Source organism: Fusobacterium ulcerans ATCC 49185, assembly GCF_900683735.1.
Classification (GTDB): domain Bacteria; phylum Fusobacteriota; class Fusobacteriia; order Fusobacteriales; family Fusobacteriaceae; genus Fusobacterium_A; species Fusobacterium_A ulcerans_A.
Genome location: NZ_LR215979.1, coordinates 1873822 through 1890344, shown reverse-complemented (window position 1 = coordinate 1890344; position 16523 = coordinate 1873822). Strand labels below are relative to the sequence as shown.

The window sequence follows — 16523 nt, the reverse complement described above, 5'->3', positions numbered from 1 at the left end:
TTGAAGAAGAATAAAAAATATACATAGATTTATTACAATATATTTGTATAATATTGTTAATTAAATACAATAAGAAGATGGCAAAGGAAATTAAAAATGGATTTTTTCCATCAAAAGAACTTCAAGAAGATATATTGAAGAGATATATTGCAAGGGGAAGAAAAAAAGGGTTTATATTTTTGAGAAAAAGAGGTATTATATATAAGGGGAAATTGTCTATATATAGTTTAGTGATGAAAGGAAAATTGATGGATATAAATGAGAAAATATCTCTAAGTGTGAGAGAAATAATGAAACTAGAAATAGAAGAAGCTGGAGGAAATGAGGTATTTTTTAGAGGTATTCCAGATGAAAATGGAATAGTCACAGAAGTAGAAGTACTTGCAAGGGGAAATAAATATTCTGTACCAGCTATAATCAAAGCTATGAAAAAAGGAGAGGTTTTAATTCATAATCACCCCTCTGGTTTTTTATACCCATCTGATGCAGATGTGGAAATTGCTTCTATGTATTCCAACAGAATGGCAGGAGCATCATATATAGTAAATAATGGGCTTACAGATATCTATATAATTGTAGAACTTTTTTCTGACAGTAATGTAAAAATAGATATAGAGCCATATTTTGAAAAAACAGGACTGTTATCTCAAACTTTCAAAGGTTTTGAATATAGAGATGAACAGCTGCATATGGCTAAACATATAGAGGCTGGTTTAAATAATGAGAAGAAAGTAATAGTGGAAGCTGGAACTGGAACTGGAAAAACTTTAGCTTATCTTATTCCCAGTGTAGAATGGGCCATAAAGAATAAGAAGAGAGTAGTGATATCAACTAATACAATAAATCTTCAAGAACAGCTTTTAAATAAAGATATCCCCATAGCTAAAAAAGTAGTACAAGGAGATTTTAGATATATCCTTGTAAAAGGAAGAGGGAACTATCTTTGTAATAGAAAATATTTTAATCTGGCTTTAGGAGAGAATGTAAATTTTGAAGAGTTTTCAAATTCACAAAAGACTCAGTTTAAAGAAATAATAAGCTGGGGAAAGAAAACCGAAAAGGGGGACAAATCAGAGCTTCCTTTTGAGGTGGATAATAGTGTATGGGAACTATTTCAAAGTGAAACAGATATTTGTGCAGGAGCAAAGTGTCCATATAAAGGAGAGTGTTTTTTCTTAAAATCTCGTGAAGAGAAGAAAAATGCAGATATACTTATAACAAATCATCATATGTATTTTTCAGATTTAGCTATTAGAAAAGAGATAGGATTTAATACTGAATACTCAATACTTCCAGAATATGGATTGGTAGTATTTGATGAGGCTCATAATATAGAAAAAGTAGCAAGAGATTATTTTTCTTATGAGGCATCAAAATATAGTTTTACAAAAATAATGAATCAGATATTTGCAACAGAAGGAAAGAAAAAAAATACAGGAAGTCTGGATATATTATTAAATTATATAAAGAGCACCTCTCTAGACAGCAGAAGTATTCTGGAAAAAGAAATTAAAGATATAAAAATAAAACATAAATCTCTGTTTTTAGAGGGAAGAGAATATTTCAACCATATAATAGAAGTATTTTCAAAAGGGCAGATGGGAACATTTACCTTTAGAGCAAAGAAGGAAGAGATGGAAAATTCTCCTTTTCTTAGTAGTCTTATAGATTTTAGAGAAAAATTTACTTCTGAATATAATTCATATATGAGAAAAGTAAGAAGCTTAATAAAGGAAATAAGAGATGAAGAAGATGAACAGGGAACTATAAATGATTTTATAAAGTATACAGACAGACTGGAAAACTTTTTCAATAATTTTAGATTTATAAATGATTTTGATGATGAGGAATTTATCTACTGGATAGAAGTCAACAGCAGAAAAAGTAATTCTAAGCTTGTAGCTACACCTCTTAAAATAGATAATGAACTTCAAAAAAATCTATATATCAATTTAAAGCAGATAATATTTACATCTGCTACTATTGCTATTGGAAGCGATTTTTCTTATTTTAAGGAATCAATAGGTTTAGAAGAAGATACTCTGGATAAAGTAATACATTCTCCATTTGATTATGACAAGCAAATGAAGGTATATATACCAGATGATATTCCTAATCCATCTGATAGAGACTTTGTAGATGAAATTTCAGAGTTTTTAAAAGCTTTATTAATAAAGTCTAAAGGAAAAACTTTTGTTTTATTTACTTCATATTCAGCATTGAATTATGTTTATTATTTATTGAGAGAGGATTTGGAAGCTAATGGAATAGAATTATTTATACATGGGATGGCACCAAGAACTCATTTAGTAAATATGTATGTGAATGGGCGAAATCCTGTTCTTTTTGGAACTGATTCTTTTTGGGAAGGGGTAGATATCAAAGGAAAGCAATTAAGTTCAGTAATAATAGTAAAACTTCCTTTTAAAGTTCCTAGTGATCCTGTAACTGAAGCTATAATAGAAAATATAACAGCTCAAGGGAAAAATTCTTTTATAGAATATCAAATTCCAGAGGCTGTAATAAAGTTCAAACAGGGAATAGGAAGATTAATAAGAAGTAAGACAGACTATGGAACTGTCACTATATTGGATAACAGAGTTATTAATAAAAGGTATGGGAAATATTTTATGGAGTCTATTCCAACTAGAAACATTAAAGTTGTTGGGAAATCAGCTATATTAAAAGATATGGAAGCTGACATTAAAGGTGGTTACAATGAAAAAATTTAATTTATTTGGCTTGAAATTTATGTTTGAAATAAAGAGGAGCGATAGAAATGACGCAGAAATATATTCAAGTTCATACAGTTTAAGAGAAAAGATTCTGTATCTTACTCTTATAATGTTTGTTCTTGCTTTTAGTTCAAAGATATCTTTATTGTCACGTAATAATAACTATAAAGTAGGAGATGTGGTAATTTCAGATATATATGCTCCTAAAACTATAGTTTTTAGGGATCAAACTGCTAAAGAAAAAATAGTGGAAGAGATGATACTGAAAGCAGGAAAAGAATATATTTATTCAGCAGATGCAGGAAGAATATATCTTGAAACTTTTGATGATTTTTTTAATGATATATACTCAATGAAGGAAAAAGATCATAATGAGGTAGATTTTAAAAGTCTGGAAAAAAATACTGGAAGAAAAATATCTGAAAATATGATACAAGAAATACTTCGTTTAAATGTAAATGATATAAAAAAATTACAGAAGGAAACAAGAAGTTTTCTTGAAGGACTTTATGAGAATGGAATTGTACAGGAAAAATCAATTATTAAGTATAATCCTCCTTATGATGAAAGAGTGAAAAAACTGCCAGAACTAAAAAAACAGGTAGTTGAAACATTTGCAACACCTAATTTTATCTATGATGAAGATAAAACTAAAAGATCACTTCAAGAGAAAGTATCTCAGATAAATGATCAGTATATAGAGATCAAAGCAGGAACTTTGGTAGGTAAAAAAGGTGAAATTCTTAATGAGAGAAGAATAAAGATTTTAGAAGCATGTGGTGTTTATTCTTATAAGAAGAGTACAGTTATAATACTTGCAAACCTTACTTATCTCTCTATAATATCTACACTGTTTTATACAGTAATATTTAATAAACATAAAAAAGAGATATTGAATAAAAATTACTATAGAAGTGTTTTCTTGATAATAACAGCAGTTTTCTTGGTATTCAGATTTATAAATAATGATTTGATTTATCTGGTACCTGTTGATACAGCACTATTTTTATTAATCTTGCTGACAAATTCAAGATATGCAACATTGATGTTTTCATTTATGATGCTGTTCTTACTACCAATTATTGACTATGATCTCATATTCCTTGTGGTATATGTGGCTTCTTTGTCTTTTGGAGCATATCTGGTAAAGAAAGTGAATACAAGAGCAGGACTAATAGCAGTAGGGATTCAGCTTTCAGTGTTAAAAATAGCTTTGTTCTTCCTTCTTAGTGCATTCTCACAGGTGGAAACATTTGGAGCTGCTCTAAAATCAGGAGAAATGGTACTGTCAGGATTAATTTCAGGAATGATAACAATAGCTCTTTTGCCTTATTTTGAAAAGACATTTAATATACTTACTCTTTTTAAATTATTAGAGCTGGGAGATTTGTCACATCCATTGTTAAAGAAACTGTCTATGGAAGCTCCAGGAACATTCCATCATTCAATGATGGTGGCAACTTTGTCTGAAAATGCAGCAACAGCAGTTGGAGCAAATGCAATTTTTACCAGAGTAGCTTCATATTATCATGACATAGGTAAGTGTAAAAGACCAAAATTCTATGTAGAAAATCAACAGAATGGAGAAAACCCTCATAATAAAGTATCACCATTTATGAGTAATCTGATAATAACATCTCATACAAAAGATGGAGCAGAAATGGCAAAACAATATCAGATACCTAAAGAAATAAGGGATATAATGTATGAACATCAGGGAACTACATTTCTTGCATATTTTTATAATAAAGCAAAAAGTTTGGATCCAAGCGTAACTAAAGAGGAATTTAGATATAGTGGACCTAAACCAAGAACTAAAGAATCAGCTATCATTATGCTGGCAGACTCTATAGAAGCAGCTGTGAGATCAATAGATGATAAAACACCAAGAGCTATGGAAGAAATGATTAGAAAAATAATAAATAGTAAAATAGAAGATAATCAGCTTTCAGAAGCAGATTTAACATTTAAAGAGATAGAAATAATTATACAGACATTTATAAAATCTCTTGTAAGTATACATCATGTAAGAATAAAATATCCAGGTCAAAAATAATCAAATTGAAAATATAAGGAGAAAAGTATGGATTTAGTTGTGGATATGTCACTAGAAATAGAAGGATATAGTAATCTTGTTAATGAAGAAGAGATGAAAAAATATATAAAAGAAGCTCTTGAAAGTGAATTTGAAAGCGATAGACCAGTGTATCTCTCACTTCTTTTTACAGGAAATGATGAGATTCAAGTGATTAATAAACAATATAGAGGAAAAGATCAGCCTACAGATGTAATATCTTTTGCTTATCATGAAACAGAAGATTTTGACATTGGTCCTTATGATACTCTTGGAGATATAGTTATCTCTATGGAAAGAGTAGAAGAACAGGCAGCAGAATATAATCACTCTCTAAAAAGAGAATTATACTATGTATTGACTCATGGATTGCTTCATCTATTGGGATATGATCATATAGAGGAAGATGATAAAAAAGAGATGCGTACAAGAGAAGAGGAAATTCTTGGACAATTCGGTTATACAAGAGAGATGTGATATTATGAATAATGACTGGAAAAAAAAGGGAGTGACGGAAAGTTTTAATGTTGCTTTTGAAGGTTTATTTGAAGCTATAAGAAGTGAAAGACATATGAAGTTTCACTGTTTTTGTACAATAATAGTTCTTATACTTTCGTTATTTTTAGATTTGGGAAAATATGAAACTCTCTCTTTAATAATAAGTATAAGCTTGATGTGGGTAGCTGAACTTTTTAATACAGCAATAGAAAGCTGTGTTGATATGGTAACAAAAGAATATCATCCATTAGCTAAAAGAGCAAAAGATATAGCTGCAAGTGCTGTACTGGTTACAGCACTTAATGCCCTTCTTGTAGGATATATAATTTTTGAAAAGAAGATAACATTTCAGTTGAGAAATGCTTTCTATATATTTAAAAATTCATATCAGCATACAGCTCTTTCTATTTTTGTTCTTGTAATAATAATTGTAATATGTATGAAGCTTTTATTTAAAAAAGGAACTCCTTTGAGAGGAGGAATTCCAAGTGGACACAGTGCCCTTGCCAGTTCTATTTTTACAATAATCACATTTTTAACAAATAACCCTAAAATATTTTTTCTTTCTTTAATATTGGTAGTGCTTGTAATGCATTCAAGAATAGAAGGAAAAATACATACTCTTTTTGAAACTGTAATAGGGGCTCTTTTAGGATGGGGAATTACTTACTTAATATTATTACTTTTAAAAATGTAGGTGGTAAATATGCATACAGCAAAAGAATATATCATGCTCAGCATTTTATCTTATTGTAATTTCAATGAATCTGAATACGGAAAAACTATTCTTGAAATTTTTTATCAGGATACAGCAAAGAGCATTTTTAATGGAACATTTATTATACTGGAGCCTAAATATGATAGATTCTTTTTGGACTACTTTAAAGATATTTTAAATGATTGGAAGGTTTATTATGTAGATAACAGGACAGCACAAAATCCTTCATCTACAAATACAGGATTTTATTCTGTTGTATTTAAAAAACAAGATGATTATGTAATATCTTTCAGAGGAAGTGAAAAATATCCTCTTGAGGATGCTTATAAAGATTTCATAGAAACAGATCTTGCTCTAGGATTAGGAAAGATTCCCCAACAGTTTTATGAAGGGGTGGAAGTATATTATAAACTTATAAAAGATTTTAAAATACCTCATGATAAAATTTCTTTAACAGGACATTCTTTAGGTGGAGGAATAGCTCAATATGTTGTACTTATGGTAGATAAGTATTCCAAATATATTCCAAGAACATATATTTGGAATGGAGTGGGAATAAATAGAGATGGAATTATCTCAGTGTTGGATTTTATAGATTTGGATAGAATATTAGCAGAGAATACAGATTTAACTTTGGAAGAACGGGAAAAATTTAAAGAATTTGCACCTTCATATTTAGAATTTTTATCAAAAGAATTGAAAAAAATAGGTGCTATAAAAGATGGTAAGACAAGTCTAGTAAATAGATATGATGATGTCTATTTTAACATAGATGAAACTTTTGTAAAAAATCTTCTTAAAACAACAAATCTGGAAAAATGTTTTATGAAGCTGCCTCTATCAAGGAGAAGAGAACTATTACTTGAAAAGAATTTTTTTGATGGAGTGTTTCAGCTTGATAATATGGGTGAACTGTTGGAAAAGGCTGAAAAATTTATAGAAAGAGTAAGGAATAATACTGTTTATGAAAGCAGAGTATTTAATTTTGGACATTCTAAAGACCTTACCAATTCATTATTTAAACATGTAGGAGCTTCCTATCTTGTGGATAATAATTTTCATAAAAGAACATTTAAAAAATATAATTTTTTAAACAATCTTTTGTTATTGACAAAATCTATACAGGATCATCATTTTGAAGATGTATTTCTTCCTTTTTTAGAAGATGTTGGAGAAAATATTGGGAGTTTTTCAAATAGATTAAGTTTAAATTTTATAGCTAGTGCTATAAGAAAACTTATTACTATGGAGTATTGTCTGGCTAAAGAATTTTTGGCTGATTATTACAGTATGGTTAATATAAATGAACAAAATTTTACCAGATTAAAAAATCAAATGATACATGGTCTAGAAAATATGGGGGCTGAGCTTCCATATAAGAAACATATTATCAATCAGATAAATGAAATGGATATAAATACTTTTTCTAAAACTTGGGAAAAAACAAAGGCAAAACTTCCTAGTCCTTACAAACTTCAAGATATTTTTGATGTCTTTGTATTTGAACCATATTAATAAATAAAAATATTTTGTAACTTTAGGAGGATTTTTTTATGAAGTTTATTATTATCCTGTTATTTTCTTTGTTAATCTCTGCATGTAATGGAACTAAATCAGAAATTAATGTGAATAAAGAAGAAGCAAAAATTGAAAAGACATTGAAAGTAGCCTTTGGATATAAACCACGTTCTTTTGATCCACACAAACATACAGATAGTTCTACTTTAGCTGTTACAAAACAGATATACAGCAATCTTTTTTCACTTGATGAAAATGGTGAGTTAGTTCCTGAGCTTGTAGAAAAATATGAAACTTTACCAGATAATTCTATTATCCTTACTTTGAAAAAGGGAATATTTTTTCAAGATGGAAAGGAAATGAAAGCTGAAGATGTAGCAGCAAGTTTAAAAAGAAACTTAAATATACCAATATCAAAAGTATTAGTGGAATCTATTAAAGATTTGCAAGTATTAGACGACTACAGACTGAAAATAATTCAAAGTAATGCTCCAACAATTCTTCTTCATAACTTTGCTCATTCTTCAATAGCAATAGTAAAGGAAGTACCAGCTAATGAAGAGGGAATAAACATAGTAGGAACTGGAGCCTATAGAATAAAAAAATGGGGAATAGGAGAAAAGGTGGAATTAGAAGCTTTTGATAAATTCTTCATGGGTGAACCTAAAATTAAAAATCTGATATTTATGACTATTCCAGAAAATTCTAATAGATTGATAGCTCTTGAAACAGGAGAGATAGATATAGCATATGATATATCTTCAACTGATGTTAAAGGACTTTTAAAAGATGATAAGCTTAAACTTGTAAGCAAGTCTTCTTTAGGAACAGATTTTATATCTATAAATACTAAGAAAATAACAGATAAAAGAGTAAGACAGGCAATAGAATTAGGAGTAAATAAAGAGGACATATCTACAGCTGTTTTTGAAGGAATGACAGAGTTAGCTCCATCACTTTTAGCTCCAAGTGTGTTTGGTTATGATAAAAATGTAAAATTGAAACCTTATGATCCTGAGAAGGCTAAGGAACTTTTAAAAGAAGCTGGATATGAAAATGGACTTAAATTAGAATTATGGATATATGAAGAACCAACAAGAATGCAGATGGCACAGGTTATTCAATCTAATTTAAAAGAGATAGGAATAGATATTTCAATACAAGTACTGGAACTTTCTTCGTTTCTGCAGTTTACTGCAAATGGACAACATGACATGCTGATAGGTTTATGGTATGTGAGTACAGGAGATGCTGACTATGGATATTATCCTCTTCTCCATTCAACTTCTGCTGGAGCAGTTGGAAATAGAAGTTTCTTTTCTAATGAAAAATTTGATAATCTTTTAGATGAAGCTAGAGTAACATCATCAGTAGAAAAAAGAGAAAAAAATTATGGAGAGGCACAGGAGATAATATCAGAAGAAGTACCTCTTTTCCCATTGGATTATAAAGTTTATATTATAGGTATGAATAAAAAGGTAGATGGTTTTATATTCAATGCTAATGGGAATCATATTCTTTATAAAACAGATATCATAGAAGAATCAAAATAAAAAGTCAATAGATTAAAAATGAATCAAAAAAAATTATAATACTTGTGTTATTGTATAATTTATAGATATAAATGGAGAAAAAATAGATAAAATTAAAATTTTAAAAGAATTGATTAATTTTAGATAAAAAATTTTAAATATTTCAATAGAAAAATAATCTTTAAGATAGATAAACAGTTCTTTTATTAATAGAAATGTTAAAAATTTGGTCATTATACATTAAAAATAATCCATAACATAAATTTTATATATCTTCTTATTGCAAATAAAAAAACATTATGTTACTATTAAATTAAAGCTACAATAAAACTCAATTTATCAGAATCTGAGTTTTTACACTTGATGAATGAATGGAGGAATAAGATTATGGCAAAAAAAATAGTTTTAGCAGGAGCATGTCGTACAGCAATAGGATCTATGGGCGGAGCATTAAGCGGAGTTGCAGCAGCAGATTTAGGTGCACTAGTTATAAAAGAAGCTTTAAACAGAGCAGGGGTTCCTGCTGAGAAAGTAGATCATGTATACATGGGATGCGTAATTCAAGCAGGGTTAGGGCAAAACATAGCCCGTCAATCTTCTCTAAAGGCAGGGTTACCAATAGAAACTCCTGCAGTAACAATCAATGTAGTTTGTGGTTCAGGATTAAATGCAGTAAATATGGCAGCAGCAATGATTCAAGCTGGAGAAGCTGATATTGTTGTAGCTGGAGGAACTGAAAATATGTCAGCAGCTCCTTATTTATTAAATAAAGCTCGTTTTGGATACCGTTTAGGAAATGGAGAAATAGTTGACTCTATGGTAAATGATGCTTTATGGGATGCATTCAATAATTATCATATGGGAGTAACAGCAGAAAATATTTGTGATCAATGGGGATTAACTAGAGAACAATTAGATGAATTCGCAGCAGCAAGTCAACAAAAAGCTGTAAAAGCTCAGGAAGAAGGAAAATTTGATGCAGAAATAGTTCCAGTAGTTATAAAAGGTAAAAAAGGAGATACAGTAGTTACTAAAGATGAAGGACCAAGAGCTGGGACTACAGCTGAAGGAATTGCTAAATTAAAACCTGCATTCAAAAAAGATGGAATGGTTACAGCAGCTAATGCTTCAAGTATCAATGATGGTGCAGCAGCAATAGTTGTAATGAGTGAAGAAAAAGCTAAAGAACTTGGAGTAACTCCAATGGCTACTTGGGTAGCTGGAGCTCTAGGTGGAGTAGATCCAAAAATCATGGGAATTGGACCAGTAGCTTCTACTAAAAAAGTATTAGCAAAAACTGGAATGACAATAAATGATTTTGATTTAATTGAAGCTAATGAAGCTTTCGCAGCTCAATCACTTGCAGTAGGACATGATCTTGGATTTGATACAGCTAAACTAAATGTAAATGGAGGAGCTATTGCTCTAGGGCATCCAGTTGGAGCTTCAGGGTGTCGTATCCTTGTAACACTTCTTCATGAAATGGCTAAACGTGATGCTAAAACTGGTCTTGCTACACTTTGTATTGGTGGTGGAATGGGATGTTCTACTATTGTTAAGAGAGACTAGTCTTATTCTTAAATTAAAATATAACATTCAATTTTAAATAAGTGGATAAGGGCTTGAGTACGCTCTTATCCTAATTTAATGAAATTATGGGAGGTTTGTTTAATGAATTATATTACATATGAACAAGAAGGATTTGTAGGAATCATAACTATCAATCGTCCAAAAGCTCTAAATGCACTTAATAGTGAAGTTTTAAAAGAATTAGATGCTTGCTTAGACGGAGTAGACTTAGAAGCAACTAGAGCTCTTATACTTACTGGAGCTGGAGAAAAATCATTTGTTGCTGGTGCTGATATTGGAGAAATGAGTACTTTAACTAAGGCTGAAGGAGAAGCTTTTGGAAAAATAGGAAATGATGTTTTCAGAAAACTAGAAACTTTCCCTATTCCAGTTATAGCTGCTATAAATGGATTTGCACTTGGTGGAGGATGTGAAATTTCTATGAGCTGTGATATCAGAATTTGCTCTGATAATGCATTATTTGGACAGCCAGAAGTAGGATTAGGAATCACTCCAGGATTTGGAGGAACTCAAAGACTTGCTCGTATCATAGGTGTAGGAAAAGCTAAAGAAATGATATATGCTGCAACTAATGTAAAAGCTGATGAAGCTTTAAGAATTGGATTAGTAAATGCTGTATATCCTTTAGAAGAATTAATACCAGCAGCTAAAAAATTAGCTGGAAAAATAGCTAAAAATGCTCCTATCGCAGTTCGTGCTTGTAAAAAAGCTATAAATGAAGGATTAGATGTAGATATGGATAAAGCAATAGTTATTGAAGAAAAATTATTTGGAAGCTGTTTTGAAAGTGAAGATCAAAAAGAAGGAATGGCAGCATTCTTAGAAAAAAGAAAAGTAGAAGGATTCAAAAATAAATAGTTATAACTAAAGTCTTTAATTTTCAATTATAGAGTATATCTATACATAATTTAATTGAATTAAATATAATCGATATTAGGAGGATGTAATTATGAAAGTAGGAATAATCGGAGCAGGAACAATGGGATCAGGTATTGCACAAGCTTTTGCACAAACTGAAGGGTATTCAGTAGCTCTTTGCGATATCAATGAAGAATTTGCAGCAAAAGGAAAAGCTAAAATAGCTAAAGGATTTGAAAAAAGAGTAGCTAAAGGGAAAATGGAACAAGCAGCAGCAGATGCTATCCTAGCTAAAATAACTACTGGAACAAAAGAAATCTGTGGAGATTGCGATTTAATAATTGAAGCTGCAATTGAAAATATGGCTATTAAAAAACAAACATTTAAAGAATTACAAGCTATTTGTAAAGCAGATGCTATGTTCGCTACAAACACTTCTTCTCTATCAATAACTGAAATTGGTGCAGGATTAGACAGACCAGTTATTGGAATGCACTTCTTTAACCCAGCTCCAGTAATGAAACTTGTTGAAGTTATTGCAGGATTAAATACTCCAGCTGAAATGGTAGAAAAAGTAAAAGCTATATCTGAAGAAATTGGAAAAACTCCAGTTCAAGTAGAAGAAGCTGCAGGATTTGTAGTAAATAGAGTATTAATCCCTATGATCAACGAAGCTGTTGGAATCTATGCTGAAGGTGTTGCATCTGTAGAAGGAATCGATGCTGCTATGAAACTAGGAGCTAATCACCCAATGGGACCTCTAGCTCTAGGAGATTTAATTGGACTAGATGTATGTCTTGCTATTATGGAAGTTCTTCAATCTGAAACTGGTGACTCTAAATACAGACCTCATCCATTATTAAGAAAAATGGTTAGAGGTGGAAAACTTGGACAAAAAACTGGTGTAGGATTCTACGATTATACTAAATAATTAAATATAAATAAAAATGGCTCTGATTTTCAGAGCCATTTTTTTGTTAAAGCTATTTTTCTTCAAAATAACCTTTGTTATTATTTTTAGAAATATACAGGGCCTCATCAGCTTCCCTTAACATGCTTTCAAAAGTAGAGTTTTTATTATACCAAGAAAGACCTATTGACATAGAAATAACTCCGCTGCTACCATCAGGAAAATAAATTTTATTCTCTTTGAGATAAATATAAAAATTCTCAAGTATTTTTTTAACTTCATCTTTACTTGAAATACTATAAATAAATATGCAAAATTCATCTCCTGAGCGTCTGGCTACAATTCCTTTTTTTTCACAAAGTTTTGATAAAAAATATGCAGTTTCTTTTAAATATGTATCTCCATAGTCATGGCCATAGGTATCATTAACATCTTTGAAATTGTCTAAATCTATCATTAACATAGCCGCTGTAATTAATGGCCTATTTTTAATTATATTTTTTACCATCTCAGAAAAGCATTTATGATTCATTAACTTTGTAAGTGGGTCATGATCTCGTTCATATTGAATTTTTCTTTTATCCAATATTTCTTCTGTTACATCAGAAACTATTCCAAATAAGCTGTTAGAATTAAGAATTATATTTATTCTCACCCATTTTTGAGGATTTGAATTAATTAAATAAATATGATTTCCTTCATAAGGTTTCTCCATTAATAGATTTATTTTTTTTAGAAATATCGTTTTATCAGAATTAAATTCTTGTATCTCTTCTTTAGAGAAAGAGAGGATACTAGGAAGTTTTTCAGTTATGAAAAGATCATTAGATACTCCATGTTTATACTCAAAGACTCCAATAGGGAAGTCAACAGAGTTTAAAATATTAATAACTTTAGTATTAGCTTCTAAAATCCTGCTTACCATTTTATTTATTTCAGAACTTAACTTTTTAAATTCTCTATTTCCTTCAATATTAACTTCAGTATTGAGATTTCCAGCTGTTATTTCTTCAAGAGAAGAGATAATTTTGTTAATACCATTTATAATTTGGGTTTTAAGCAAAAGATTAATCATAAATATTACTATAAAGAAAATAAAAGTAAAAAATATAATAACAATAGAAATCTGCTTAAAACGTTCACGGTAAAGAGCATTTTCTTTTTGTCCAATTCCAAGCAGAAGATTATCATATTGTTTTATGAAATAATATTTTTTGATATTTCCTTCTATTGTAAAAAAGCATCCTTTTTCTAATGTTCTAGTATAATCAACGGGAAATCCAAGATTAAACATAGTATTTCCAAGATATTTTTTTTCTGAATGGGCAACAATTACACCAGTTTTTGCATCAACTGCAAATAGAGAACTTTCTATTTCAACAGGAAGATGAGAAAATATGTATTGAAGTTCATTTTGTTTCATTGCTTCCAATTGACGCTTAGGGGAAATACCAACTTGAACAAAACCAGGAGCATCTCTTCTTCCAGCTCCAACATATTTAAAAAGTTTTTTTTCTATTCCATTAGGCTGTACTTCCTGTGCAAAAGTAATAGTTGGATTGTCTATAAGTTTTAAAAATTCCTCAGTCTGTTTAGTACTTCTGAAATCCATACCAACATAAGAAACTATAGTACTATATTCTAAAATTCCATCTTTATTAATAACATGGAGTTCATCAACAGAAAGAAGGTTTTTAATATTTTGTAATTCTTTTGAACTTTGTAAAATGCTGGGATTTTTTTCTATTATATAGGCAAATGTTTTTGCTTTGGTAATATAATTATTATCTAGCATTTCATTTAATTCAGTTAAAGATTTTTTATTATTTTCTATAGTAAGAGCTATTTGATTTAATTTTAAAATTGAATTTTCTTTCATTCTATTTTGCGCATTGTGGTTTTGCAGAATATAGCTCACAGTTATCATAGAAATTATAGCTGCAGCCATAACTAATGATAAATATTTTATAAAAATTTTTTGCATTGAATCTCCCCTTGAAATTTAATGAAAGAGTGTTAATTGAATAAAGATGTTTTATAAAATATAGATATAAATAATAAAATAATATTATTTTTATCCAATTATATAACTTTATTAAAAAAAACGCAATACAAATTTGATTTAAAGGTAATAATTAGTAAAAAATAAAAAAAGACATAGAAAAAAGAAAAAAATAATAAATTTTATCCAATTAAGAATTATTATTTGGTATTGACAAGAATGAAAAGATGAGGTATATAGGTTATTAATAAAGGGTTAACTACAAAATAAAAAGGAGGGAAAGAATGGGGAAAAAAAGTTTTTTTAGTTTAATATTTTCTTTACTGCTGATATTGAGTGATACAATATTTTCAGCAGAAGCTGTTTTTAAGCCTGGAAAGTATCTAGGAAGTTCTGAAGGATATGGAGGGCCTGTAAAAGTAGAAGTAACTACATCAAAAGATAGAATTGAAAGTGTAGTTATTGTAGAACATAAAGAAAGCAAAGGGATAAGTGATCATGCTATTGAAAGTCTTCCAAAAGAAATTGTAGATAATCAGAGTATTTCTGTAGATTATGTAGCTGGAGCATCAAAATCGAGTAAGGCTATAATAGAAGCAACTAAAGAAGCATTAAAATTTTCTGGAGTATCTATAGCTGCTATATCTAAACCAGTTACAAAAAAAGTTGTGGAAAATATAATATTGGATAAAGAAGCAGAAGTAATAGTAGTAGGAGCAGGAGGTGCAGGGCTTGCAGCAGGGGTATCCGCTTATGAAAATGGTGCTAAATCAGTTATAATACTTGAAAAAATGCCAATAATAGGTGGAAATACTGTTAGAGCTGGTGGAGCTTATAATGCTGTTAATCCTAAAAAACAAAAAGCACAAGGAATAGAAGATTCAATTGATAAACATTTTACTCAAACTTATGAGGGTGGAAATAAAGTTGCTAATCAAAAATTAGTCAGAACTCTTGTAGAAAATGCTATGAGTGGAGTAGACTGGCTTGAGGGATTAGGAATGAAATGGAATGAAAAAATCGGTTCAGTTGTAGGTTCAATGTGGCCAAGAACTAATCAGGCAACTGACCCATTAGGAACAGGGTATATAAATACTCTTGAGAAAGCATTTTTACAACATGGAGGAAAAATATATACAAATACTAAAGTTATGGGAATAATAAAAAAAGATAATAGAGTAATTGGAGTAACTGCTGTGGGAGCAGATGGAAAAGAAGCAGAATTTATTGGTAAGAAAGGAATAATTCTTGCAAGCGGAGGTTATGCTGCTAACAGTGAAATGGTTCGTGAATTTTTATCTGATGGAGTATATACAAAAGATAAACTTCCAGCTGGAATAGAAAATACAAATCATCCAGGAGCAACTGGAGAGGTTATAAAAATGGCTTTGGATGCTGGAGCTGATGTTATAGATATGAAACATATTCAATTGCTTCCAATGCCAGCAGATAGATTTGGACCAACTATTAATGTAGAAAATGTTATTTTCGTTAATAAGGATGGAAATCGTTATGTAAGAGAAGATGGAAGAAGAGATGAAATAAGTTTGGCTACATTTGCTCAAAAAGATGGTCAATATTATATGATAAATGATTCTAAAATAATACCTCCAGACAGAAAAACTACTTCTGCTGAGGATTTAGATGAGCTTATTAGAAAAAATACAGTGGTTGAAGCTGCAACACTTGAAGAACTAGCAAAAAAAATAAATGTTCCAGCAGATGCACTAATTACAACTGTAAAAAAATTTAATGAATCTGTTGATAAAAAATCAGATGAATTTGGAAGAGATATATGGGAAAATAAAATAGATAAAGGACCTTTCTATGCAACATTACGTTTCCCTGCACTACATCATACTATGGGTGGAGTAAAAATAAATGAAAATGCAGAGGTAATAGGAAAAGATGGAAAGGCTGTTCCTGGATTGTTTGCAGCTGGAGAAGTTACTGGTGGAATACACGGTGCTAACAGACTTGGTGGAAATGCTATAGCTGATATCATTGTTTTTGGAAGAATTGCTGGGAAAAATGCTGCTAATGCAAAATAACAACTGAATAAAAAATTTAGATTAGTGGGTAACAAAA

At 30.0% G+C, this 16523-nt stretch carries 11 protein-coding genes; 10 read left to right on the top strand and 1 reads right to left on the bottom strand.

Features of this window, described 5'->3' with window-relative positions; translation table 11 throughout:
• Window positions 1-77: 77 nt before the first annotated feature.
• The 9 genes from E0E45_RS08485 to E0E45_RS08445 all read left to right on the top strand — a co-directional run bounded on the left by E0E45_RS08485 (window position 78) and on the right by E0E45_RS08445 (window position 12454).
• On the top strand, window positions 78-2732 hold the full coding sequence (locus tag E0E45_RS08485) for a helicase C-terminal domain-containing protein (RefSeq protein ID WP_232044081.1): 2655 nt from the start codon (window positions 78-80) through the stop codon (window positions 2730-2732).
• Window positions 2719-4791 (top strand): HD family phosphohydrolase, encoded by a 2073-nt coding sequence (locus E0E45_RS08480; RefSeq protein WP_130890776.1) that lies wholly within the window; start codon window positions 2719-2721, stop codon window positions 4789-4791. The genes E0E45_RS08485 and E0E45_RS08480 overlap by 14 nt, the downstream gene beginning before the upstream one ends.
• Window positions 4792-4836: 45 nt before the next feature.
• On the top strand, window positions 4837-5286 hold the full coding sequence (gene ybeY / locus E0E45_RS08475; protein ID WP_420026341.1) for an rRNA maturation RNase YbeY: 450 nt from the start codon (window positions 4837-4839) through the stop codon (window positions 5284-5286).
• A gap of 4 nt (window positions 5287-5290) precedes the next feature.
• A complete protein-coding gene (locus tag E0E45_RS08470; RefSeq protein ID WP_130892333.1) occupies window positions 5291-6004 on the top strand; it encodes a diacylglycerol kinase in 714 nt (237 codons plus the stop codon).
• Window positions 6005-6013: 9 nt separating this feature from the next.
• A complete protein-coding gene (locus E0E45_RS08465) occupies window positions 6014-7540 on the top strand; it encodes a hypothetical protein (RefSeq protein ID WP_130890774.1) in 1527 nt (508 codons plus the stop codon).
• A gap of 38 nt (window positions 7541-7578) precedes the next feature.
• Window positions 7579-9096 (top strand): ABC transporter substrate-binding protein, encoded by a 1518-nt coding sequence (locus E0E45_RS08460; protein WP_130890773.1) that lies wholly within the window; start codon window positions 7579-7581, stop codon window positions 9094-9096.
• Window positions 9097-9462: 366 nt separating this feature from the next.
• Entirely contained in the window at window positions 9463-10644 is a 1182-nt protein-coding gene (locus E0E45_RS08455) for an acetyl-CoA C-acetyltransferase (RefSeq protein ID WP_130890772.1), read from the top strand.
• Between the two features lie 102 nt (window positions 10645-10746).
• Window positions 10747-11523, top strand: a complete 777-nt coding sequence (locus tag E0E45_RS08450; RefSeq protein ID WP_130890771.1) for an enoyl-CoA hydratase-related protein — start codon at window positions 10747-10749, stop codon at window positions 11521-11523.
• 91 nt (window positions 11524-11614) lie between these two features.
• Window positions 11615-12454, top strand: a complete 840-nt coding sequence (locus E0E45_RS08445; protein WP_005976586.1) for a 3-hydroxyacyl-CoA dehydrogenase NAD-binding domain-containing protein — start codon at window positions 11615-11617, stop codon at window positions 12452-12454.
• A 52-nt stretch (window positions 12455-12506) separates the two neighbouring features.
• On the opposite strand, the gene E0E45_RS08440 is transcribed toward E0E45_RS08445, so the two are convergent.
• Window positions 12507-14417, bottom strand: a complete 1911-nt coding sequence (locus E0E45_RS08440; RefSeq protein ID WP_130890770.1) for a sensor domain-containing diguanylate cyclase — start codon at window positions 14415-14417, stop codon at window positions 12507-12509.
• Between the two features lie 302 nt (window positions 14418-14719).
• Between E0E45_RS08440 and E0E45_RS08435 the strand changes: the two genes are divergently transcribed.
• A complete protein-coding gene (locus tag E0E45_RS08435; protein ID WP_130890769.1) occupies window positions 14720-16486 on the top strand; it encodes a flavocytochrome c in 1767 nt (588 codons plus the stop codon).
• Window positions 16487-16523: the final 37 nt, after the last annotated feature.